General features: G+C 52.2%; 21 protein-coding genes. 7 read left to right on the forward strand and 14 right to left on the reverse strand.

Annotated features, from left to right (window positions below; translation table 11 throughout):
* Window positions 1-266 precede the first annotated feature (266 nt).
* Entirely contained in the window at window positions 267-2,546 is a 2,280-nt protein-coding gene (gene fhuE, locus B3Z23_RS06745; RefSeq protein WP_294904614.1) for a ferric-rhodotorulic acid/ferric-coprogen receptor FhuE, read from the forward strand.
* Window positions 2,547-2,591: 45 nt separating this feature from the next.
* Here the strand turns inward: fhuE and B3Z23_RS06750 are convergent, their stop codons facing one another.
* Entirely contained in the window at window positions 2,592-3,788 is a 1,197-nt protein-coding gene (locus B3Z23_RS06750) for an MFS transporter (protein ID WP_294904617.1), read from the reverse strand.
* A 202-nt stretch (window positions 3,789-3,990) separates the two neighbouring features.
* Window positions 3,991-4,548, reverse strand: a complete 558-nt coding sequence (locus tag B3Z23_RS06755) for a lipocalin family protein (RefSeq protein ID WP_294904621.1) — start codon at window positions 4,546-4,548, stop codon at window positions 3,991-3,993.
* 124 nt (window positions 4,549-4,672) lie between these two features.
* Between B3Z23_RS06755 and B3Z23_RS06760 the strand changes: the two genes are divergently transcribed.
* The 3 genes from B3Z23_RS06760 to B3Z23_RS06770 all read left to right on the forward strand — a co-directional run bounded on the left by B3Z23_RS06760 (window position 4,673) and on the right by B3Z23_RS06770 (window position 7,258).
* Window positions 4,673-5,338 (forward strand): DUF2268 domain-containing putative Zn-dependent protease, encoded by a 666-nt coding sequence (locus B3Z23_RS06760; RefSeq protein ID WP_294904624.1) that lies wholly within the window; start codon window positions 4,673-4,675, stop codon window positions 5,336-5,338.
* Window positions 5,339-5,526: 188 nt separating this feature from the next.
* Window positions 5,527-6,495: a fatty acid desaturase gene (locus B3Z23_RS06765; protein WP_294904627.1), complete on the forward strand. Its 969-nt coding sequence runs from the start codon at window positions 5,527-5,529 to the stop codon at window positions 6,493-6,495.
* Complete coding sequence (locus B3Z23_RS06770; RefSeq protein ID WP_294904630.1) at window positions 6,488-7,258, forward strand: phosphate/phosphite/phosphonate ABC transporter substrate-binding protein; 771 nt, start codon at window positions 6,488-6,490, stop codon at window positions 7,256-7,258. Before B3Z23_RS06765 ends, B3Z23_RS06770 begins: the two co-directional genes overlap by 8 nt.
* Before the next feature lie 10 nt (window positions 7,259-7,268).
* Here the strand turns inward: B3Z23_RS06770 and B3Z23_RS06775 are convergent, their stop codons facing one another.
* The 6 genes from B3Z23_RS06775 to B3Z23_RS06800 all read right to left on the reverse strand — a co-directional run bounded on the left by B3Z23_RS06775 (window position 7,269) and on the right by B3Z23_RS06800 (window position 12,791).
* Window positions 7,269-8,600 (reverse strand): LLM class flavin-dependent oxidoreductase, encoded by a 1,332-nt coding sequence (locus B3Z23_RS06775; RefSeq protein WP_294904633.1) that lies wholly within the window; start codon window positions 8,598-8,600, stop codon window positions 7,269-7,271.
* Window positions 8,601-8,633: 33 nt separating this feature from the next.
* Entirely contained in the window at window positions 8,634-9,515 is an 882-nt protein-coding gene (locus B3Z23_RS06780; protein ID WP_294904636.1) for an ABC transporter substrate-binding protein, read from the reverse strand.
* Window positions 9,516-9,552: 37 nt separating this feature from the next.
* The gene (locus tag B3Z23_RS06785) at window positions 9,553-10,227 is read right to left on the reverse strand and encodes an ABC transporter permease (RefSeq protein WP_294907622.1); all 675 of its coding nucleotides are present in this window, start codon (window positions 10,225-10,227) and stop codon (window positions 9,553-9,555) included.
* Window positions 10,227-10,856, reverse strand: coding sequence for an ABC transporter permease (locus B3Z23_RS06790; protein ID WP_294904640.1), 630 nt, complete (start codon window positions 10,854-10,856; stop codon window positions 10,227-10,229). Before B3Z23_RS06790 ends, B3Z23_RS06785 begins: the two co-directional genes overlap by 1 nt.
* A complete protein-coding gene (locus B3Z23_RS06795) occupies window positions 10,853-11,926 on the reverse strand; it encodes an ABC transporter ATP-binding protein (protein WP_294904643.1) in 1,074 nt (357 codons plus the stop codon). Before B3Z23_RS06795 ends, B3Z23_RS06790 begins: the two co-directional genes overlap by 4 nt.
* A gap of 262 nt (window positions 11,927-12,188) precedes the next feature.
* On the reverse strand, window positions 12,189-12,791 hold the full coding sequence (locus B3Z23_RS06800; protein ID WP_294904645.1) for a glutathione S-transferase family protein: 603 nt from the start codon (window positions 12,789-12,791) through the stop codon (window positions 12,189-12,191).
* A gap of 202 nt (window positions 12,792-12,993) precedes the next feature.
* Between B3Z23_RS06800 and B3Z23_RS06805 the strand changes: the two genes are divergently transcribed.
* Together B3Z23_RS06805 and B3Z23_RS06810 are read left to right on the forward strand one after the other, a co-directional pair.
* Window positions 12,994-13,242 carry a hypothetical protein gene (locus B3Z23_RS06805; RefSeq protein WP_294904648.1) on the forward strand — a complete coding sequence of 83 codons (249 nt, stop codon included), beginning with the start codon at window positions 12,994-12,996 and terminating at the stop codon, window positions 13,240-13,242.
* A gap of 199 nt (window positions 13,243-13,441) precedes the next feature.
* Window positions 13,442-14,620 (forward strand): NAD(P)/FAD-dependent oxidoreductase, encoded by a 1,179-nt coding sequence (locus tag B3Z23_RS06810; protein ID WP_294904652.1) that lies wholly within the window; start codon window positions 13,442-13,444, stop codon window positions 14,618-14,620.
* A 61-nt stretch (window positions 14,621-14,681) separates the two neighbouring features.
* Here B3Z23_RS06810 and B3Z23_RS06815 read toward each other — a convergent pair whose 3' ends face one another.
* The 3 genes from B3Z23_RS06815 to B3Z23_RS06825 all read right to left on the reverse strand — a co-directional run bounded on the left by B3Z23_RS06815 (window position 14,682) and on the right by B3Z23_RS06825 (window position 17,611).
* Window positions 14,682-14,825: a hypothetical protein gene (locus B3Z23_RS06815; protein ID WP_294904655.1), complete on the reverse strand. Its 144-nt coding sequence runs from the start codon at window positions 14,823-14,825 to the stop codon at window positions 14,682-14,684.
* Window positions 14,826-14,955: 130 nt separating this feature from the next.
* On the reverse strand, window positions 14,956-16,245 hold the full coding sequence (locus B3Z23_RS06820; protein WP_294904658.1) for a carbohydrate porin: 1,290 nt from the start codon (window positions 16,243-16,245) through the stop codon (window positions 14,956-14,958).
* 478 nt (window positions 16,246-16,723) lie between these two features.
* Complete coding sequence (locus tag B3Z23_RS06825) at window positions 16,724-17,611, reverse strand: LysR family transcriptional regulator (RefSeq protein WP_294904661.1); 888 nt, start codon at window positions 17,609-17,611, stop codon at window positions 16,724-16,726.
* Between the two features lie 104 nt (window positions 17,612-17,715).
* On the opposite strand from B3Z23_RS06825, the gene B3Z23_RS06830 reads away from it, so the two are divergent.
* Window positions 17,716-18,336 carry an NADPH-dependent F420 reductase gene (locus B3Z23_RS06830; RefSeq protein ID WP_294904665.1) on the forward strand — a complete coding sequence of 207 codons (621 nt, stop codon included), beginning with the start codon at window positions 17,716-17,718 and terminating at the stop codon, window positions 18,334-18,336.
* An 85-nt stretch (window positions 18,337-18,421) separates the two neighbouring features.
* Here B3Z23_RS06830 and B3Z23_RS06835 read toward each other — a convergent pair whose 3' ends face one another.
* The 3 genes from B3Z23_RS06835 to B3Z23_RS06845 form a co-directional block, all read right to left on the reverse strand.
* Window positions 18,422-19,024, reverse strand: a complete 603-nt coding sequence (locus B3Z23_RS06835; RefSeq protein WP_294904668.1) for an alanyl-tRNA editing protein — start codon at window positions 19,022-19,024, stop codon at window positions 18,422-18,424.
* A 56-nt stretch (window positions 19,025-19,080) separates the two neighbouring features.
* Window positions 19,081-19,989, reverse strand: coding sequence for a pyridoxal-phosphate dependent enzyme (locus B3Z23_RS06840; RefSeq protein WP_294904671.1), 909 nt, complete (start codon window positions 19,987-19,989; stop codon window positions 19,081-19,083).
* A 77-nt stretch (window positions 19,990-20,066) separates the two neighbouring features.
* On the reverse strand, window positions 20,067-20,759 hold the full coding sequence (locus B3Z23_RS06845) for a helix-turn-helix transcriptional regulator (protein ID WP_294904674.1): 693 nt from the start codon (window positions 20,757-20,759) through the stop codon (window positions 20,067-20,069).
* Window positions 20,760-20,928 lie beyond the last annotated feature (169 nt).

The raw sequence follows: 20,928 nt of genomic DNA on the forward strand, positions 1-20,928 counted from the left end.
CATACAGCCAAAAAATTCCCCGCAGGAATAATCAGACACTTTTTGTTACCCAGGGTTCAATCTGTTCATATTGAACTGACAATCAAAATGATTATACTTCTCATTCCCTTTACTGTGCGTTAGCGAATTTCTGATGTCTTCGGAAAGGTCTGTCTTTGGTTAAGCCCGCATACCGGATGATGGGGCACTCACCAGACCTGTCTGTTTTGCTGCGCACAATAAGCCGGTTATCGATATAACCGAATATAATTATTATGAGGACGATAATGTTTTTTGCTGCCAGACGAACTGAACAACAGGCTCGTTCCCCTGTTGCAGATTCTGTGAAAGGTCATATCCCGTCGCTGTCTTTACTTGCTGTCGTTATTGCCTCCGTGTTGCATGTCCCACAGGGGATGGCGGCTGATGCACAGACATCTTCCGACAATACGGCTACCAGCCAACCCGTAAACAGCAAACAGAACACCAGCAATAGTAAAAGCAGCACCCTGGTGGTTACTGCGCAGGACCAGGCAAACGATTCCGGTGTGCCAAAACCTACCGACTACAACGTGCCACTGACCCGTGCTGCCACTAAAATGGCCCTGACCGCGCGGGATACCCCACAGTCCATCAGTGTGATCACGAAGCAGAGGATGGAGGATCAGCAACTCGATACGCTGTCAGATGTCTTACAAAATACCACCGGTATCACTCAGGAAAACTCAGGGGCTAACCGCAGCAATTACTATTCCCGTGGATTCAAAATCGATAACTACCAGATAGACGGCGTTCCGGTACTGGAAGATTCGGTCTGGAATCTGGGGGACACCCTGTCTGACACCGCTATTTACGACCGTGTTGAAGTGGTTCGTGGTGCGACTGGCCTGATGAGCGGGGTCGGTGATCCGGCGGCCTCGGTCAATATGATCCGCAAACAGGCCGACAGTAAAACATTTAAGGGTAACTTAAATACCAGCTACGGCAGTTGGGGTAATCAGCGTTACGTCGCCGATCTCTCCGGTCCTTTGAGTGAAAACGGCAGAGTACGTGGTCGTGTGGTGGCCGGATATCAGCGTAGCGGAAGCTGGCTGGATGATTACCATACCCAGAAGAAATTTTTCTATGGCACAGTGGCAGCCGATCTGACTGACTCCACCACCCTGTCTTTAGGATATGATTACGAAGAAACGCAGGTACATGGTGCGACCTGGGGCGGATTACCCACCTTCTATCTGGATGGCAGCAAAACCGATTACAAACGCAGCACCAATCTGTCACCCAGCTGGGCTTACAATAACGTGCATAACCGCACGGTGTTTGCCAGCCTGAAACAGCAACTGGCAAACGGCTGGGAATTTAACCTGACCGGTACCCACAGTGAAGCCGAAATGGACAGTAAGCTGCTGTATATCGACGGCTACTTCGACAAAACCACCGGAATTGGTATCGGCCCTTATGCGGGTTATGACCTGCTGGGCGGTACCGGTGATAATACCGCCATTCGCCATGAGAACGATATTGATGCCTATGCAAGTGGTCCGTATGAACTGTTTGGTCGTCAACATGAAATGATGCTGGGTGTGACTTATATACGGCAGAACAACCGTTACTACAGCGCTTCCACCAGCTTTACTTCGGCAGATGTCGGTGACTTTAATAACTGGGGTGACTATCCGGAACCGGACTGGGATCCGCAGACGCTGGCAGGGGATAATACCATCCACCAGAAATCTGCGTATCTGGCGACCCGTATTTCGCTGGCCGATCCGCTGCACCTGATCCTCGGTGCCCGCTATACCCAGTATAAAGCGGATACCATGACCGAGAATATGGAGAAGAACAATATCACGCCATATGCCGGACTGGTGTATGACATCAACGATACATACTCGGCCTATGCCAGCTATACGTCAATCTTTAAGCCTCAGGCTTATCGTGATGCCAACGGCGCGTATCTGAGCCCCATTACCGGTAAAAGCTACGAAACAGGAATTAAGGGTGACTGGCTGAACAGCCGTCTGAGTGCCTACCTGTCGGTATTCCGTATCGAACAGGATCATCTCGGAGCGACAGATTACTCGTTTGTTAAGGGCAGTACCGATTATGCCTACTACGAGCAGAACGGCACCGTCAGCCGTGGTGTGGAATTTGAGATTAACGGTGCAGTCACTGACAACCTGCAACTGACGTTTGGCGCCACCCGCTATGTGGCGAAAGATGGCAGCGGCAATGCGCTTCAGCCGACTCAGCCTCAGACAACCTTCAAACTGTTCGGAAGTTATCGTCTGCCGTCGATGCCAGAGCTGACCGTGGGGGGGGGAGTCAACTGGCAGAACCATACCTGGGACAGCGTTGCCGGACCTGGCGGTAGCAGCTACCTGTATGCGGATCAGGGCAGTTATGCACTGGTGGATCTGTTTGGACGCTATCATGTGACCAAAAACCTGTCTGTGCAGGCGAACCTGAATAACCTGTTTGACAAGAAATATAATATCGATGTGGGTCGTAACTTTATCTACGGCGAACCACGCAATGTTTCTGTGTCGGCCAGTTATCATTTCTAATCAGCCTGCTGAATGCCCCGTCAGGGGCATTCTTTTTAATGCAGTTTATCCTGTCACTGTTACCCGACGTTGTCCGGCCAGCAATCCTGCCAGAGCCAGCAATACCGGCACCAGAGAACCCCATAACACTCCGTTCCAGCCCACCAGATGCAACAGCGCCCCCGAAGCGAATGACCCGATAATCATTACCCCGAATACCACGAAATCGTTCAGTGACTGGACCGTGGTTTTCTCTGAGGGTTGATGATAATTGATGATCTGTGTCGAGGCGCCGGTGAAGCCAAAATTCCAGCCCAGACCGAGTAAAACCAGCGATAACCAATAGTGCATCACATCGGTGCCAGCCAGACCAGCGAACACAGATAATACCAGGATCAATAATCCGGCGATGGTGATTCTGTGGGAGCCAAACCGGTTGATTAACCGGCCGGTAAAAAAGCCTGGTCCGTACATGGCGATCACATGCCACTGAATCCCCAGATTAGAGTCCTGTTGTGATATCCCATGCATATGCATGGCCAGAGGGGAGGCGGTCATCAGGAAATTCATTACCATATAGGAGACAGCACCGCTGAACACCGTGCGCGTAAAGCCTGGCTGGCGGACCAGTTCCCGTAACGGACGGCCACGGCTTTCAGCACCTATCCTGACCGGGGGTAACTTTACGCCAGCCAGCACTGCCGCAGAAATCAATGCCACCAGGGCCTGAGCCAAAAAGGTGGCTGCAAACAGCTGTCCGGGCCACAGATTCATGGTGCCAGTGACCAGCATCGGGCCAATCACTCCGGCAATCACTCCTGCACCCATCACCAGTGACAACGCCCTGGCACGCTGGCCAGGCGCTGCACCATCGGTAGCGGCAAAGCGGAAAGTGACAGCTACCGCGGCATAAGCACCGCCAAAAAAGGCAGCCAGACAGAATAATGAAAACGAGCCGGTGATGACAGCCAGTGCGGCCAGCAGACCGGTCAGGACACCCGAGCTGGTCCCTGTCATAAAGGCAGACCGGCGTCCATATTTTCTGGCCAATAGCCCAAAGGGTAAAATACAGGCCGCCATACCTGCCACAAACACAGTGACCGGCAGGGTCGCCAGCGAATTGTCAGGTGCGAGGTTATTGCCGACAATCGCCCCGGTGGCATAAAACACCACCGAGTTTGCACCCGCCAGTGCCTGAGCCGTTGCCAGCCGGAAAATATTACTTTTTTGTTGTTGCTCTGAAAGCGCAGATTCACCGTTCATGCAGAGAATTATCCTGGGTAAGGGTCAGAACTAAGAGTTAAGCCGGCAGTCAGGTCGGGATGATGCAGGTCATCACACAATATTACCGACCTGTACTGTCGGTGATTGCAACGATTTACTTTTGCAAGAATGACAGTGTTATCTGGCACTGACGAATAACAAAATATATCTGTACGGGAAAGAAAAACTATTCCGTGTGCGGCTATTCTTCCTGAGTTCTGGCTAATGAAAGATGGCCTTGCGGCACAGAAATCAACTGCTCTACCGGGAAGTTCAGTTGTTTAGCCAGACGGAGATAGTGATTGCGGATTTCTGCCGGCATCTCTGGTGTGCGGGACAGCAACCATAAATAACGGCGGTTAGGTCCACTCACCAACGCATACCGGTATTGTTCATCCACAGCAATCACGTTGTAGCCACCATAGAACGGACCAAAAAACGAAACTTTCAGAGCACCTACATCGGGCTGGCCGGTGAATAATGCTTTCCCCACACTGGTTTTCCAGCGCCGGTTCTGCGCATCATATCCCCGGTTTGTGACCCGCAAACTTCCGTCACTTTGTGGCTGATAACTGGCGGTCACCTGTTCGAGCCCGCGTTCAAAACGATTATCCAGCCGCATAATTTCATACCACTGACCGGAATAACGGCTGGCGTCAAAATCAGTCACCGGAATGACGCCTTTCGGCGGAGTGGGGGAACGACAGGCGGCAAGCGCGACGGATAAGGCAACTATCGATACCACGGGCCAAATTTTCATCTCAACTCCGGTCAACAACAGTGTGTTGCTGAGTATAGCATCACCACAGAAAACGGCGGGTGTGCTTCCAAAAAAACTGTTATATTCTAACCAAATAGACTTTCTTTAACACAGGAGCTGCCTCATGTCACACTGGACCCTGCACTGGCTGGAAGCTACAGGTTCGCTGTCACCCTACCGTGACCAGATTACAGAGAATTTTGTCAGGGCTGAGGCTCTGCTCAGCAGCATGATGCCATCACCGCGGCTGGATATTCTGATACAGAATCTGCCTGGTCAGGTAATCCCTGAAGCCGGATTACTGGGACGTGCTTTTACTGATAAGTTATTCAGTCTGGCGGTGGATCCTGACAACCCTGCGTTTGAGGAGAGCCTGCATCAGGGGATAATGCAAAGGCATATTTTGCATGAAGTCCATCACTGTTTACGGATGGCAGGGCCGGGTTACGGGTTTACCGCCGGAGAAGCACTGGTCAGCGAAGGCTTGGCAGGGCAGTTTGTCAGGCAACTGGCCGACAGCCCGCCTGAAATTTGGGAAGTGGCTCTCAGTGAGGCACAGTTACTGCAGTGGCCGCTTCCCTCTGAAGTACTGAATCAGCAACCCTACGACCATGCTGCATTGTTTTTTGGCAGCGGCACTTTACCGCGCTGGTATGGTTACACCCTCGGGTATCAGATGGTGGCTGCCTGGTTGGCTCAGTCCGGCACTCCTGACCCGCAGCAATGGATTAATGTTCCGGCAGCCCGGGTGATAGCCGCAGCCCAACAGGCAGGACTGGTGACAGCCTGACATTATGGCTCTCCTGCTACGGCGATCTGTAGCCTAAACCGGGCAGTCCGACGGTGGTGTGGAAAACACCCAGATCCCCATGTCCAGTGCTCAGCTAATTTTCTGCAAAGCTTATGATTTCTATTCGGTTGTTTTCTCTCTGTCAGTCAGCAATATTTTGCTGAACTGTATCATTTTTGACGGGCGTTATGGCAGAGAAGAAAACCGCGTATCTCGATCAGCAGCAACGAGACTGGATTAAGCAGCAACAGCAGCACTGGTGGTGGCGCAGCGAATTTCCTACCTGGGGGCTGATTGTCACCATTTATGTGGGCTGGTTTGGTAGCTTTATGCTGGCTGGATCCCTGGGAAAATGGCCGACCACTCTGTTGCTTATCTGGTTTACCGCCTGGTATATGTCACTGCAGCATGAACTGATTCATGGTCATCCTACACGCTATGCGCGGGTAAACCAGTTGTTGGGGTTATTGCCGCTGGCAGTCTGGTATCCTTATGGTCTGTATCGTGATTCCCATCTGGCCCATCACCGTAATGAACTGCTAACCTACCCGCAGGACGATCCTGAAACCTACTATTTTTCGCGCCAAAGCTGGCAGCGCTTCGGACCACTTCGCCGTTCATTGATTCGCCTGCGAAATACCTTTCCCGGCAGACTGGTTCTGGGGCCGCTGATGGATATAGCCGCGACGTCCCGGCAGTTGTTGAGTGATTTTGTCGGGCTTCGTGCCCGGGCAATTCTGATGTGGCTGGTACATGGTCTGTTGTTAGTGGTGGTATTTCACTGGATCACCGCGCATGGCATGTCGGTTGGCTGGTATCTGCTGGCTGTCAGCTATCCGGCGCTGGCACTGACCAAAGTTCGCTCCTTTTATGAACACCGGGCGGACGAAAATCCCGCCGCGCGTTCCGTGATTAACGAAGCCGGTGCCGGCTGGCGTTTACTGTTCCTGAATCTGAACTATCATTCAGTACACCACGATTTACCGGGTATCCCCTGGTATGCACTGAGAACCATTTATCTGCTGAACCGACAACGTTATCAGCAACGTAACCATGGATTCGTGGTGAAGGGGTACCGCGACTGGTGGCAGCATTTTCTGACCGCGCCGGTAGATGTTGAACTTCATCCGTCCGAACAGGAATCGCCGCGTGATTAGTCTTCCGATGTATGATGTCGAACATCCTGCAACACTGGCGCTGACCGGAGAGTTAGCCCGCCGGTTGCAGCGACGGGGTTTTACCGAACAACAGACCCGGGTGGTGTGGCCGGATGACTTAGCCGGGCACTGGCAGTCAGAGGAGCTGTTGTTATCCCAGACCTGCGGTTATCCGCTGGTAACACTGCTGGATTCTGTGCGGACTATCGGTTGTTTCCACTACACTGCGGCAGGTTGTCAGGATTACCGATACCGGAGTCTGTACGTAGTACGCGATACCGACAGGCAATGTACCGTGGCGGATTTTTTTGGGCAGCGACTGGTGTGTAATTCTGCGGATTCTCAGTCAGGGTATAATGTCTGGGCTCGGCGACTGGCAGAGCAGGGCTCAACGGTCACTGAGTTCTTTTCTGAAGTGAGCTTCAGCGGTGGTCATCGTGAGTCTCTGATGGCTTTACAGCAGCAGACTGCCGATATTACGGCGGTGGATTGTGTCTCTCTGGCGCTATTTTCCCGCTACCATCCGCAATGGCTGCACGGGCTGACCGTTATTGATCAGTCACCGCTGACGCCCGGTTTGCCGCTGATAGCTTCAGCGCAGGTCACTGATCAGCAACTGCAAAGGTTGCGGCAAACCCTGACGGAGCTGGTGGCTGACCCGGTGAATCAGCCGTTGTGTGCGCCACTGTTCATCGGCGGCTTTAGTGAGATATCACGCGAAGCTTATCAGGGACTGATACCGGCGGACCGGTCACTCCCCTAAAATGGCACAACTACCCCTGAACGAACTGATTGGCGATGGCCGGTAACCCGAGTTTTTCCCGCAGATTTCCGGCAGCATACTGGTGGCGCATCACTCCACGTTGCTTCAGCAACGGGACCACTTCACGGGTGAAGTTATCGAAATCGGTCGGCAGATAAGGGAACATCAGGTTAAATCCGTCTGCTGCACCACTGTCGAAAATAGTGATTAACTGATTTGCGATTTCCTCCGCTGTCCCGGCCAGTAACCAGCTGTCTGAACTCTGCAACAACTGACGGCCAATCTCAATCAGTGACATTGACGGGTCGTAGCCTTTAATCACTTCCAGCAGGGTGCGTATCCCATCAAAGTTATCTACCTCTGGCAGCTCCGGCAATGGCTGATCGCGCGGATACTGCCGCAGGTCAGTTTTGAGGTAGGAAGAGAGCAGATCGATCGCCATTTCATCACCGGACAGTTGCTGATTCAACGCCAGTCGTTGCGTTTTTTCCTCCTCTGAGCGGATTACCACCGGTAACACCCCGGCAATGATTTTGAGTGATTCCGGGCGACGACCAACGCTCAGTAATCGCTGGTTCATATCCTGACGGTAGGCCAGCCCCTGTTCGATGGACCGGATAAACACAAAGTGCATATCCGCATACTCAGCAGCCAGTTGTTTGCCGGCGGCGGAGGAGCCGGCCTGCACCAGTACCGGTCGCCCCTGGGGGGGCCGCGGGACATTCAGAGGGCCACGGACCCGAAAATAATCGCCCTGATGATTTACGGTGTGGACTTTATCCGGATCGGCAATCATCCCCGTTTGTTTATTAAATTGCAGGGCATCATCCTGCCAGGAGTCCCATAATTGGGTGACCACACGAATAAACTCCGCGGCCCGCTGATAGCGGTCCTGATGAGCCGGCAGAGCATCACGTCCGAAGTTGGCCGCTTCTTCAGGTAGCCATGAGGTCACAATATTCCAGCTCACCCGTCCTTCGCTGATCCAGTCCATTGAGGCAATAAAACGCGCCAGGTTATAGGGCTCGTGATAAGTCGTGGAAGCGGTTCCCATCAGTCCGATATCCCGGGTGACTGCGGCCAGCGCTGACAGCAGAGTCAGTGGTTCCAGCCGCAGATTGGAATACTCCGTCAGTCCGGAAGGGACGCTGTCCCAGACACTGTAGTGATCGGCAATAAAGATATTATCCAGAGTGGCGGCTTCGGCCTGAGCCGCCAGTTTACGGTAATAATCCAGGGAAAAAATCTGCTGATCGACGGCGGCCGGATGCCGCCACGAAAAACGATAATCTCCCTGCGGATTATAGAAAAACAGGTTTAAAATCAGATGTCGTGACGACATAAACCGCTCCGTAACAGAATAAATTTGCGGGAATTACAGATTTTTATTCACCCAGTCACCGGCAACAGAGGCCGGATCGGCGTGTTGCAGATCAACCTGCTGATTCAGTTCTGTCAGGGCTTTATTATTCAGTTTCGCCGAGACCTCATCCAGAGTCTGGCTGATCTGCGGGGTCAGAATGGCCTTTCTGACCAGCGGGACCACATTCTGGCTGGGTTGTTCATGTTTATCATCCTGTAATACTACCCAGTCCTCTTTGGCCAGGTTGCCCTGAGTAGAGACCACGGTGGCGACATCGATACGTTTAGAATTCAGTGCCATTCGTGACAATGGACCTCCCATATCCAGGGTTTCTACCCGTTTAAACTTAATGCCATAGACCCGTTCCAGCCCCGGCAGACCTAATGCACGGGTCACCACTTCCGGTGGGCCACCGACCACCAGTTTGTCGGCCACTTTCGCCAGGTCAGACAGCGTTTTCAGATGGTATTTCTTCGCGGTTTCGGCGCGCACCGCCCAGGCGGTGGTAGATTCTGCTGCAGATGCTTTCAACAGGGTAAATTCGGCGGGCAATGCCTTTTTCAGTGCGGCTTCAACATCCTGTTGCTGAGTGACTTCAGCTTTCGGATCATAGTAGTTAAGCAGAGCGCCAAGATACTCTGGCACGATATCAATTTCCCCGCTTTTCAGGGCAGGGATAATAATTTCCCGGTTCCCCAGATTCAGGCGGGTTTTCACCTCCAGCCCTTTCTTTTGCAGTGCCTTAGCATAGATATTGGCCAGAATCGACTGTTCAGAAAAGTTCGCGCCGCCAATGGTCAGGGTTTCGGCATGGGCGGTGGCCCCGGCCAACAGCAGTGCCACCCCCAGTAGTGACAGAGCCGGTGATTTCAGGTGTAACGATAATTTTTTCATTCAGAGACCTCTGTGATTAACGGGTAAGGGGGGAAAGTTACTGTTGAACTGAGTAGCCTGAACTGTGACGAAACAGCAGGCGACGTAACGCCAGCAGAATCATGTCACAGACAATGGCGAGCACCGATACGATGAATGCGCCGGAAATGATTTGCGGCACATCCTGTTGCCCCAGTCCGTCGATAAGAAAGCGGCCAAGCCCGCCGGCTCCGGCATAGGCTGCGATGACTGCTGTTGCAATGAGTTGCAGTAAAGCGGTACGAAATCCACTGAATATAAGCGGCATAGCTAAGGGTAACCGTAAGCCGGTCAGACTTTGCCAGCCCGTCATCCCCATGGCTCTGGCTGCATCACATAGCTGTTTATCCGCATGATAAATGCCGGCATAGGTATTGGTGACAATCGGCGGCAGGGACATCGCGATCAATGCAATAAACACCGGCAGGTCGGTAAAACCTATCAGCAGAATAAACAGCAATATCAGGCCCAGTGACGGGATGGCGCGTCCGGCGTTAAACAGATTGATAAACCAGAATGCCAGTCGAGGGCGATATCCCAGAAATATACCTGCCGGGACCCCGATAACGGTGGCAATCACAATGCTGACTGAGACATACCAACCATGCTCGGCAATCCGCTGTAAGATGCCAGAATCTCCTGTCCAGTGCCCGGCATCGGTCAACCAGTGAAAGGTCGCGACAAACGTCGCCATTATCTGTTCCATGGCATAATCCACTGTCCGGTACGGGCAATCACAAAATCGAAAATGAAAGATAACAACAGACTCAGAAACAGACTCACCCAGATCGGGGTCAGGAAATCCTGATTAAATCCCGCCAGTAGCAGTTGTCCCAATCCGCCCTGACCAATCAGTGAGGTGACAGTGACCAGCCCGACCAGCGTTACGGAGGCAATCCGCAGACCACTGATCACCGCCGGCAGTATCAGATAAAATTCCACATCCAGAAAGCGTTGAATTCGACGGTAACCGAGAGCCCGTGCCGATTCCAGCACATCGGCAGGCAGCTTTTCCATTCCTGCCAGCAGATTACTGAGCAGAATTAACAGCGAGTAGAGCGTCAGCCCGATCACCGAAGTAGTGACACTCAGTCCTGTAAACGGGATCAGTAAAATGAATAATGCCAGCGACGGAATGGTAAATAATATGCCGCAGAAAGTGACAATCGGTTGTGCCGTGGCTGGCCAGCGCAAAATGATCAGTAAGAATACGGCACTCAACAGGGAGCCGAAAAGCAGAGAGTAAATCACCATCTGCACATGTTGCCAGCTTAGCTCAGCAATCATGGTGCTGTTGGTCATAATCCAGTGCCAGTCAATCATCGGCGAATTTCCTCGCGGTGAGTGTCAAGACTCTGATTCAGCAGCGCGAGTGACAATACCCCACAGTAACGCCCCTCGTCGTCGGTTTTTACCAGCAGACCGTGCGGGGCAGTCAGTAGCTGATTACAGGCAAAACGCAGCGATTCCTGTAAACCAATAGTTTGCGGGGAGGGTGTGCCTTCTGTCTGCCAGTGTAACGGCCGCCAGTTATCATCCAGCACCAATACCGGGGCATGAGCCAGTTGCGGGTGCGGACTGATATCCTTAAATGACGGACTTCCTGTCAGCGGGACATCATATTGCGGGGTGGATGAGACTATTATACGGTCCAGACGACGAAGGTTGGCTTCCGGACCGATAAACTGCCGCACGAAATCATTCGCCGGATTCGCCAGTATATGATCAGGAGTATCGTACTGAACCAGCTTTCCACCCTGCTGGAATATGGCTATTCGATCGCCGAGACGAATGGCCTCATTAATATCATGAGTCACCAGTACAATGGTTTTTTTCAGACGTTGCTGGATATGCAACAATTCTCCCTGCAGTTTATCTCTGACGATGGGGTCGATTGCCGCAAATGGCTCATCCATTAGCAGAATAGGGGGATCAGCTGCCAGCGCTCTGGCAATGGCAACACGACCTTGCTGACCACCGGACAACTCATGAGGGTAACGTTGTAGCAGGCTGCGGTCCAGAGACATCAGATCGACCAGTGCCTCAATACGTTCGGCAATCCTGTGACGATCCCAGCCACATAATAAAGGTACGGTAGCAATATTCCGGAACACGGTACGATGCGGAAACAGAGCCGCATTTTGCATGACGAAGCCGATTTGTCGTCTGACCTGTATAATATCTGACTGAGATAACAGTTTATTTTCAACATACACCTGGCCGGCATCGGGAATATCCAGCTGGTTTATCATTCTCAGGATCGTGGTTTTTCCGCAACCACTGGGCCCGACAAAGGTGCAGAATTCACTCTTATTGATCACCAGGTTCAAATTGTTGACTGCAGCGTGCTGGCTTCCCGGATAGGTTTTGAAAATTCCCTCAAGTTTAATCATATCCTGCTATCGCTTTGGTAAAGAATAATAATCAGTATAGAAGAGATAGTAGTGATATGCCGGAAAGCGACAAAATGCTGAATTGTGTTTTGTATTTTTGGAATAAGCAAAAGGGTGAGTGGATTGCGCCCGGAGAGGAATTGAAAAGTATTGGTTAGCCTGTCTCTCGCCGACAACCCGTAAAGTGCCCGAAGTGACCCGCTGCCCGGCCAGTCAGAAAACACCGGCCGAAGCGATGGTGATTACTGCCTATGGAGCTGCATTACTGAGGGAAGCGTAAAAATACCGGCTGAGCCTCATAGTGTTCTGCTATCGCTTGTAACACCGGAAACTCTGATTTCATCACTACCTGTGGGATCATCAGTTGGATAAAGCTCCAGACCACCGTTCCGGTCACTGCCACCTGGTCGGGATTATCTGACGGGACATGACCGGCAATTTGTGATTCCCACACCCGGCAGGCCTGGAGTAACTGCCCGGTAACCCGTTCCACCCACGGCTGGTACTGTTTCTCCTCCGGGCGCAGTCGATGTTCATAAACATATTGCACCGTTTTTTCGGCAGCCATCAGGATAGTCCCGAGGATCTCTGTATCTCTGGCCAGTGCGGCGGGCGCCGTAGGGAGTAATTTTTTTTCTGGTGTAGCCAGGGTCTCGAAATATTGAAGAATCAGCGACGAATCGACCAGACGAACGCCGTCATCAGTCAACAGCGTTGGTGCTTTAACTGCCGGGTTAAACCCGGAAAATGCCTGGTAATCACTGAACACCGACAGCTTCAGACTATCAAAACTGATACCATACAGCGCCAGAGAAATGGCCGTTCTTCTTACATAAGGGGAATCCATCATGCCAATCAGTTTCATAGAGTCTCCATCAGTCAGTGTTAAGAGTACAGTCCACGCCCACAGGTGAAGTACTGCTGTAGTCTCCTCAGACTAGCTTAAATTTTAGTGGCAAACATCAGTCTTTTATGGGGGTTATGTCAGTCTTTCCGCCGAAAGGTGAAAGGTCCGGGTAAGTTACCACGGCTATCTGATTCGGGCCAGGGAAATTTCGCCGGGCAGTGTGCTTAAATCAGAAAACTATCGTTGGATGTTATCGGTAGCGATTGGATTAATCCGTCAGACGACGGGGCTGTTTGAAACGGCTCAGGTGGAATATATAGCCCATGCGTTGCTGGCAACATTGCATATCAATTTGCCTGATGAGTTACTGGCAACCGGCAGTACGCTACAGGATATACGTCACCTACAGCAGCAACATATTCGTCAGTGTATCGGAAAAAAAGGCAGTGAAACCACTGATGGCCTGTAACCTCCAAATTGCCACCTGAATTTACCATCAGGAATATTCAGAACCACTGAATACAGTGGCTCTGCTAAGAGACTGGTATGGTATTTGCAGCGACAGGCTAAACGGTTAAGGTAGTAACCAGGGTCATCCCGTTGAGGCTAACGGGTATCTGGCTGGACAGGTCAGTTTATTTTGAGCTTGCACATTGAGGGGGCGTTCTGTGACAAAACGGGTAGCAGTGATCGGTGCCGGAGTGTTGGGGCTTTCGGTTGCACGTGAATTAGCCTTGCGCGGGATACAGGTTACGGTTTTTGACCGTGAGACTGCCGGGGCCGGAACCAGCACCACCAGCTACGCCTGGATTAACTCTAACGGTAAATCGCCGGACAGTTATCACCGGTTGAATGCCGAAGCCATCGATGAACACCGGAAACTACAGCATAACAGTCCGACAGCAGGACGCTGGCTGGAAGAGAGCGGCACTTATGAATGGGCCATCGATCCGCAGGGCGAACAGCAATTACTTGAACGGGTTAGCAGGTTGACCGCCCATCACTATCCACTACAACAGGTGACACCCGGCGAAATACAAACACGGATCCCTGAATTACAGATCCCGCCGGGTGCCGGTTCATTATGGTATTTTCCGCAGGAGTGCCTGCTCAATCCGTTTATCTACCTGGCCGCACAACTCGCCGTGCTTCGTGAACAGGGCGCAGAAATGCTGACCCGCTGTGAGGTGGTAGATATCAGTGAAGATTCCTCAGGAGTGACTCTGCTTCTGTCTGATGGCCGCAAGTGGCAGGGCGATGAGGTAATTATTGCCACCGGGCGGTGGTCACAACAACTGGTAAACCGGCTGGGTTTGTCTCTGGCGATGATCGATGCCAGTCAGCAGGGAAAAGTGGCCTGCGGTTTCCTGGCTTACACCACGCCAGTGCTGACCCAGTTGTCGGCTAACCTGATCTCGCCAGAATTGAATATTCGTCCGGCAGGGGGTGGACGGCTGATTTTACAGGCCACCGATCTGGATGTGCATGCTAATCCGGTACAACCACCGGCGGTGGACGGTTTTATTGGCAGAGAAATGCTGATTCGTCTGCGGCGACTGCTGGCGAATACCGACAACGCCCGGCTGGAGAGCATCGCCGTCGGACAGCGGGCGAAGCCTGCAGATGGATTGCCTGCTATCGGCTATCTTACACCGCAACGTAAGGTTTACCTGATGGTGACCCACAGTGGTATCACACTGGCGCCGTTGATCGGCAGGCTGGTTGCGGAGGAAGTCAGTTCACAGCAACGTCCGGCATTGCTGGAAGATTTTGCGCCAGACCGTTTACTGGGCAAAACGGCGGCTGACTTCCCGTCAGAAGGGGTCTGGTTCCCGGCGGCACAATAACCATCACCCCCGGCCTGTTTTCCAGGCTGGGGCAGAGGATTGCTGTAGGCTGCCGGGGGGGTTACTGCAGGTGGCTAATCAGTTCCTGATCAAAGCGGGCCGGTTCTTCCATCTGTGGTGCATATCCGGGTCCTTTCAATTCGATTATTGTGGCCTGGAAGGTTTCTGGCAGAGGATGGCTGAACTTCCTGAGTGTCGTTTTCATCCGTTACAGGTCAGTCCTTTCAGCGAATTTTTGATTCAGTGGCTGGAAAATCAGTCAACCTGAGGGCCATTGCTGAATACCGGACAGCCATCAACAACGGCTGACCGGTAGTTTACACGGGTAATGCTTTTCAGAATTTCAGTTTTAACTGAACCCCGGTCACCCAGCTATTTTTAATCTTCTGGTTCGCAAAGGCCCCCGGATTTTTGATGTACTGCACGCCAGGGCGCAGAGACATCCAGGGAGTGACCTGCACGTTATAATCCACTTCTGCCAGTTCTTCACCCATTCCCAGCCCGCTTAACTGATCAGCGGCAGCGGTTTCTCCCGCAGCCTCCAGCTTCGCGATTGCATTGTGCCGGCTGTGGCTGTTATAGACAGCACGACCGAAACCAATCGCGACTGAGTCATCCGGGCGCGCTTCGAACGGAGCATTTAAAACCAGCCCGGTGGAGTACCAGTGACGGAAAGGCGAGGTCGCACCATCAGTGGTGGTCGCCTGACCAAAGATATGCAGATTACGACGGGCTACCGATGCAGACTGCCATAGTGTCTGGTCTGCCAGCAGATAGGCCCCCCAACGTTTTTGGGCACGAATCTGCGAATCATCGATCCGCGTTTCGTTAGAGCTGTCGTAGTAGTAGCCTACTTTATACAGCCCCGGCAAAGCCGCCTGCAGGTGATAGATCAACTCCAGTGGCATGATATAGCCAGTGGTACCCGGACCAACCGGTTTGAATGCCCGGGCAGAACGGCTGCTCATTTGGGGATTGACGTTAAAGACCGCTGTCTGAACCGTCCAGCTGTCATTAAACTGGTAACTCAGCTCGCCGCCGAAATGGGCGCTTGGATAGTTACCCCAGCCACTGCCGCCGGATAAAGTTAGCGGGTGTCCGCAGAAACCGGCGTTCATAAAACTACACATAATCGGCAGTGTGGCAAAATCGTTGCCCATTGACAGTAAACCGACTTTATATTTCAGTTGGGGAGTCAGCAGGGTATTGGTATAACTCAGTTCAGACAGACGGGTATAGAGACCGCCGTAGATCTCCTGAATCGGCAACCGGTTGCCTGCCAGGTCAGCTGAAGCACTGCGCCCGCGGCGGTCATTAATGGTCAGTTGCAGGCTACCTGCATGGGAGGTGTTAAACAGTTTGTTGAAATCGAAAGTCGCACCAACGCGAATCTGTTGTGCATAACGGGTTCCCCGTGACTGGCCACCTTTAACCACGCTGGCGGTCTCAGACACGTAGTCTCCGCTGAGCGTTATTCCTTTTTGTTCAAGTGCCTGCCGTTCACCGCCCCAGTCACCGGTCAGGGTCGGCTGAGTCATCAGATCGCTGGCGTAAGCGGCGGGAATTGCCAGTGCACATAATATGGCGGCTGGCAGGATGCGGATATTATTTTTAATGACTTTCATTATTTTATTGTCATGTGGATGAATAAGCTTTTCTATTGTATTGCCAATTAATAACTATAGTTATTATTATTTTATCGCTCATTGAAATGTTATGTTTCCTGATGTTTCCCAGGGTAACATAATAAGAATCAATGGAATAATTGGCTGATATTTAATCGCTATGTGCAATAGTTAAACAATAGATTTGCGGATGTTTAAAATAAAAAATAATAAAAATATGCAGCAGAGTTATTTATCTGATCTACGATAGTTAATTAAATCTGTAAATTAAATCGGCCAGTTACACAATACGGTTAAATAAGTTGCAATTGACTTTCAATTCTGGCGAATAAACATCCAACAGATGGCAGACGGATATTTTCGCCAGTGAATGCAGATGAGTTCACAGCACGAGAGAAAATCCCCCGGGGATGGAAGAATTACACGTCGCTCGTAATCTCTACCTGTAAATATCTATGACAATAAGCAGTGATGTTGTTCAGCTAAATTCCTTACGCAAAGCCTCAACAAACTTACGGACTTTGGTGGTAGGACGAAGCCCGGCCGGGATCAAAATATTCATCGGACGTGACGGACCGGCATAGTCTGCCAGTACCTGCACCAGACGCCCTTCGGCAATTTCCTGGCGGAGAATATCTTCCGGTCCCAGGGTGATACCGTGACCTGCATTAGCGGCATAAAGCAGCGCTTTCCAGTCGGTTGAACGAAAACGACCGCGGGGTTTGATTTCCTGCTGCTGGTGGTTTTTGCTGAAAATCCAGCGACAGGGATTAGCCGCTGACCATATCCCATAGACAAGGCAGGAGTGATGTTGCAAATCCTCCGGGTCTCGTGGTACCCCGGCCCGCTCCAGATATCCGGCAGAAGCGCAGGCAATCATGCGGTAGGGGCGCAATGGCCAGCTGATCATACTGCTGTCAGCTAATTCGCCTATCCGGATCAGCACTTCATAACCCTCTTCGGTAGGATCAGAAAACCTGTCGTTCAGGGTGAGTTCGACTTCAGTTTCCGGGTAGTCTTCGAGATAACGGGTGATAAACGGCGCCAGGGCATGGGCCCCAAAGGTTACCGGGGCATTCACCCGCAGAACACCGGCAGGTGAGAGTTTCATTTCCAGAGCAATGGCATCAGCTTCTTCTGCTTCAGCCAGCACAGTTTTACATTTACTCAGATAGCTGTGGCCTATTTCTGTCAGACTCTGGCGACGGGTGGTACGATTCAGTAACCGGGTGCCCAGCCGGGCTTCCAGCCAGGCAACATTTTTCGCCACCATTTGGGGTGACATATTCAGTGCCTCGGCGGCGGAGGCAAATGATCCCAGTTCAGCGGCTTTGACAAAAACGCTCATGCTGGTCAGCTTGTCCACGATTCACTCCTGAATGTTGTTTATCACAGTGTTATATCAGTGTTTATCTCATTATTGCATTTAAATACAGTGAATCCGTCGATTAACATGTTCAGGAGATTACGATGAAACTGGGAATTATTGGTGCAGGCTATGTCGGACGGGCCATAGCGAAACTGGCTATTAAGGCTGGACATCAGGTAATGATAAGTAACTCACGCGGACCAGAGACACTGTTTAGCCTGCGGGCGATGACAGGATGTGAAACGGGGACCGTGAGCGAGGCGATAAAATTCGGTGAGTTTGTGGTAGTGGCCGTACCGCTCAATGCCGTGGGAAGGTTGCCGGCGGATCAACTGGTGGGCAAACAGCTATTAGATGCAGTGAACTATTATCCGGAGCGTGACGGACAGGTTGCGGCACTGGAAGCGGGGCAGATCTCTACCAGCCAGTGGCTGGCAGAGCAATTACCGGGTGCGATTATCACCAAATCCTTTAATGCTATTCCGATGACGGAACTTGAAACTGATGGCTTGCCGGAAGGAAACGAAGGGCGGCGCGCCTTGCCGTTGGCAGGAGATAATGTCGAAGGCAAACGTATTGCCTCACAACTTTACCAGACCTTTGGCTTCGATACTGTGGATGCCGGAGGACTGGCAGAAGGACGACGCTTTGAACGCGGTACTCCTGCCTATTGTGTGCGAATGACCCGGCGTGAACTGGAAACAGCACTGAGTCAGGTGTGAGGTGAACCATGGTGCCGTGACAACCCTCTTGTCATGGCGCTGACGGTCTGTTCAGACAACTGACAGTTGATAACTGACCGAGAGTTCACCCTTTTTTCTGTTTTACTTTACTGATCACCACCTCACCGGTGGTGCCGGTAGAGGTAACATGCGTGCCACCGCATGCTGTGGCCGGAAGGTCGCCCCAGCTTACCTGCCGTCGTCCATGGTATTCAGAAGTTCGTCGCGGTAAATCAGCGGCGACCATGTCTGCCACCCGTTGGCTGATCTCTTCGGCGGTAACAGGCTGTGCATTGTTACCGGCAATGAAAACAATCCGACCTTCACCCGGCCGGTGATTACCTTTAACTGCCTGCCAGCCGGATTGTTCACCCGCATAAGCTATCAGGTGTCCGGCAGAGTGGTAGCGGGTGTGTAGCTGCCGTACCGCACTGTTTACCGTCAGGATGACTGGCCCTGCAGGGACCGCCCGGTCAGTAATGTGTATCACTTCTCCGCTTTCTGGCATCGCCTTAACCAGCATGGCTTCCCCTATATAGCCCTGATCGGAAGGCTGGCCTCCGCCCTGTGGATGAAAAAGCGTTGCCGCCAGAACAACCCTGAACTGTCCTTCCGGCAGGGGGGAACAACTGACTACTTCTGTTGTCAGGCTGAGTGAGTCGCTTTGAAAAAAATAAAGTATGGTCACAGGAAATGTCCTGGTTAATGGCATCGCTGCCGTGGAAATAGCGCAGTCATACGGAATTATTCGCGAAATTCCTGCAGGGAAGAGAGGGTTGCGGTGGCACCACCGCAGACCACCAGCAAAATGTTATTCAGTCCGGCTGAGCGCAGCTGTTGCGAATAAAGTACCGCCAGAGCGGCGCCACAGGCCGGTTCAGTCATCACCCGATGATCATCGGCAAATGTCAGGCAGGCATCCACTGCCTGGCGATCGCTGACAATACAGGGGAGCACAGGTCGTTGTCGGCTGATTTGCCAGGCATGATCACACACCTGACGGGCTCCCAGAGAGGTAGCAACCCCCGACAGTACCGCCAGACTGACCGGTTTACCCGCCTGTAAGGCTGCCTGGTAAGAAGCCATACCGGCGGTTTCTGCGGCATAGATTGGGACTTCAGCCAGTCCGTTGCGTGTCAGGCCGGCATCGACCCCTGACAGCAGGCCGCCACCGCCAACCGATAACACCACCGCATCCGGAATAACACCGTCAGCGACCACTTCATCAATCATTGTTGCGTGGCCTTCCCACAGTAAAGGGTCATCGAATGGGTGAATAAATGCATCATTTCGACCTGTCAGCGCCAGTGCAGCCTGATTGGCTTCTGCCCAGCTACTGCCGGCGACACGCACGCTGGCGCCTTCCAGCGCCAGCAGCTCTCTGGCCCGCTGAGAGGTAGTTTCAGGGACAAATACCACTACCGGAACCCCCAGTCTGCGGCCGGCATAGGCGACCGCCAGCCCCGCGTTCCCCCCGGATGAGGAGATAAAACGCCTGGCGCCACGTGAATAATAGGTTTCGCAGGCGTGGCCTACGCCGCGTAATTTGAAAGATCCACAAGGCTGCAGGGCTTCCATTTTAAGCCAGACTCTGGCGTTGTTGCCCTGGCTTAACGGCAGCGATTCAGTCAGAGGGGTTTTGATACTTAACATAGGGTCTGCTCCATCGGTGTTTCCTGTGCGGTGATTTATCACCGGCTGAACAGTGAACAATGACACGGTGATGACAGTCAGGAGTCCGTCGATTTCAGGGCATCCAGATAGTTGTAAATGGTATAGCGGGTGACGCCGAGGGCCGCGGCGGCTTTCTCCACACCGCCTTTCATCATAAATAATCCTTTCTGCTGCATTGCACTGACGGCGAGGAGATTGGCTTGTTTCCCGGCAGAGCGACTGTGACCAGGGCTCTGTGCGGTGGCCGAAGCAATAATTTCACGCATCATCTGTTCCATATTTTCCGGAGCAGGTTCTGCGGGTATCGCAGGCTGTGTTGCTGGCACAGACAGGTTGCCCAGAGCAGAGAGGATCTGTAAGGCGTTATCTACTCCCGCCTGATCAACATTGATGCACAACGCAGCAAAAGGGCAGCCGGTGTGATCGCGGTAAATGGCGCTACTGCTGCGAAGTGGTTTGCCGTCACGACTATATGTGGTGTAGTCCAGTATCAGAGAGACCTTTTCACTGCTGTTTTCCATGGCCTGGATAAATGCCTGGTCAGTGCGCAGACCTGCCAGAATTGGATCTCCTTGCTTCCGGCTGGTTACCTGTGAATTGACTATCTCAACGATGGAATACTCAGGCTGCCTTAAGTCGTGCAGCACCACTTCCGCATTGCGGGAAACCACACTTCCAATCACCCGGACGGCGGCAGCCAACATCATTAAAAAATGATCGTTAACTTCAGTTGCTGATGGTTCAGACATGGCGAAAGACCTTGCGAAAAATGGGAAAAACGGCGCCAGAAGAGGATACGCTCAATGTAAATTCAACATTTTGTTGAATTACTGAATGAATATATGATTAATAGCTAAACAGATCAACAATAAGTTGATTTGTGACACCAGTGGTGGAAAACCAGAGGGCAAACAGGGC

This window comes from Tatumella sp. UBA2305 (assembly GCF_002345795.1).
Taxonomy (GTDB): Bacteria; Pseudomonadota; Gammaproteobacteria; order Enterobacterales; family Enterobacteriaceae; genus Tatumella; species Tatumella morbirosei.

Coding starts and splice junctions, on each gene's coding strand:
- fhuE (WP_294904614.1), top strand. CDS start 267: ATGTTTTTTGCTGCCAGACGAACTGAACAACAGGCTCGTTCCCCTGTT.
- B3Z23_RS06750 (WP_294904617.1), bottom strand. CDS start 3,788: ATGAACGGTGAATCTGCGCTTTCAGAGCAACAACAAAAAAGTAATATT.
- B3Z23_RS06755 (WP_294904621.1), bottom strand. CDS start 4,548: ATGAAAATTTGGCCCGTGGTATCGATAGTTGCCTTATCCGTCGCGCTT.
- B3Z23_RS06760 (WP_294904624.1), top strand. CDS start 4,673: ATGTCACACTGGACCCTGCACTGGCTGGAAGCTACAGGTTCGCTGTCA.
- B3Z23_RS06765 (WP_294904627.1), top strand. CDS start 5,527: ATGGCAGAGAAGAAAACCGCGTATCTCGATCAGCAGCAACGAGACTGG.
- B3Z23_RS06775 (WP_294904633.1), bottom strand. CDS start 8,600: ATGTCGTCACGACATCTGATTTTAAACCTGTTTTTCTATAATCCGCAG.
- B3Z23_RS06780 (WP_294904636.1), bottom strand. CDS start 9,515: ATGAAAAAATTATCGTTACACCTGAAATCACCGGCTCTGTCACTACTG.
- B3Z23_RS06785 (WP_294907622.1), bottom strand. CDS start 10,227: ATGGCGACGTTTGTCGCGACCTTTCACTGGTTGACCGATGCCGGGCAC.
- B3Z23_RS06790 (WP_294904640.1), bottom strand. CDS start 10,856: ATGATTGACTGGCACTGGATTATGACCAACAGCACCATGATTGCTGAG.
- B3Z23_RS06795 (WP_294904643.1), bottom strand. CDS start 11,926: ATGATTAAACTTGAGGGAATTTTCAAAACCTATCCGGGAAGCCAGCAC.
- B3Z23_RS06800 (WP_294904645.1), bottom strand. CDS start 12,791: ATGAAACTGATTGGCATGATGGATTCCCCTTATGTAAGAAGAACGGCC.
- B3Z23_RS06815 (WP_294904655.1), bottom strand. CDS start 14,825: ATGAAAACGACACTCAGGAAGTTCAGCCATCCTCTGCCAGAAACCTTC.
- B3Z23_RS06820 (WP_294904658.1), bottom strand. CDS start 16,245: ATGAAAGTCATTAAAAATAATATCCGCATCCTGCCAGCCGCCATATTA.
- B3Z23_RS06830 (WP_294904665.1), top strand. CDS start 17,716: ATGAAACTGGGAATTATTGGTGCAGGCTATGTCGGACGGGCCATAGCG.
- B3Z23_RS06840 (WP_294904671.1), bottom strand. CDS start 19,989: ATGTTAAGTATCAAAACCCCTCTGACTGAATCGCTGCCGTTAAGCCAG.
- B3Z23_RS06845 (WP_294904674.1), bottom strand. CDS start 20,759: ATGTCTGAACCATCAGCAACTGAAGTTAACGATCATTTTTTAATGATG.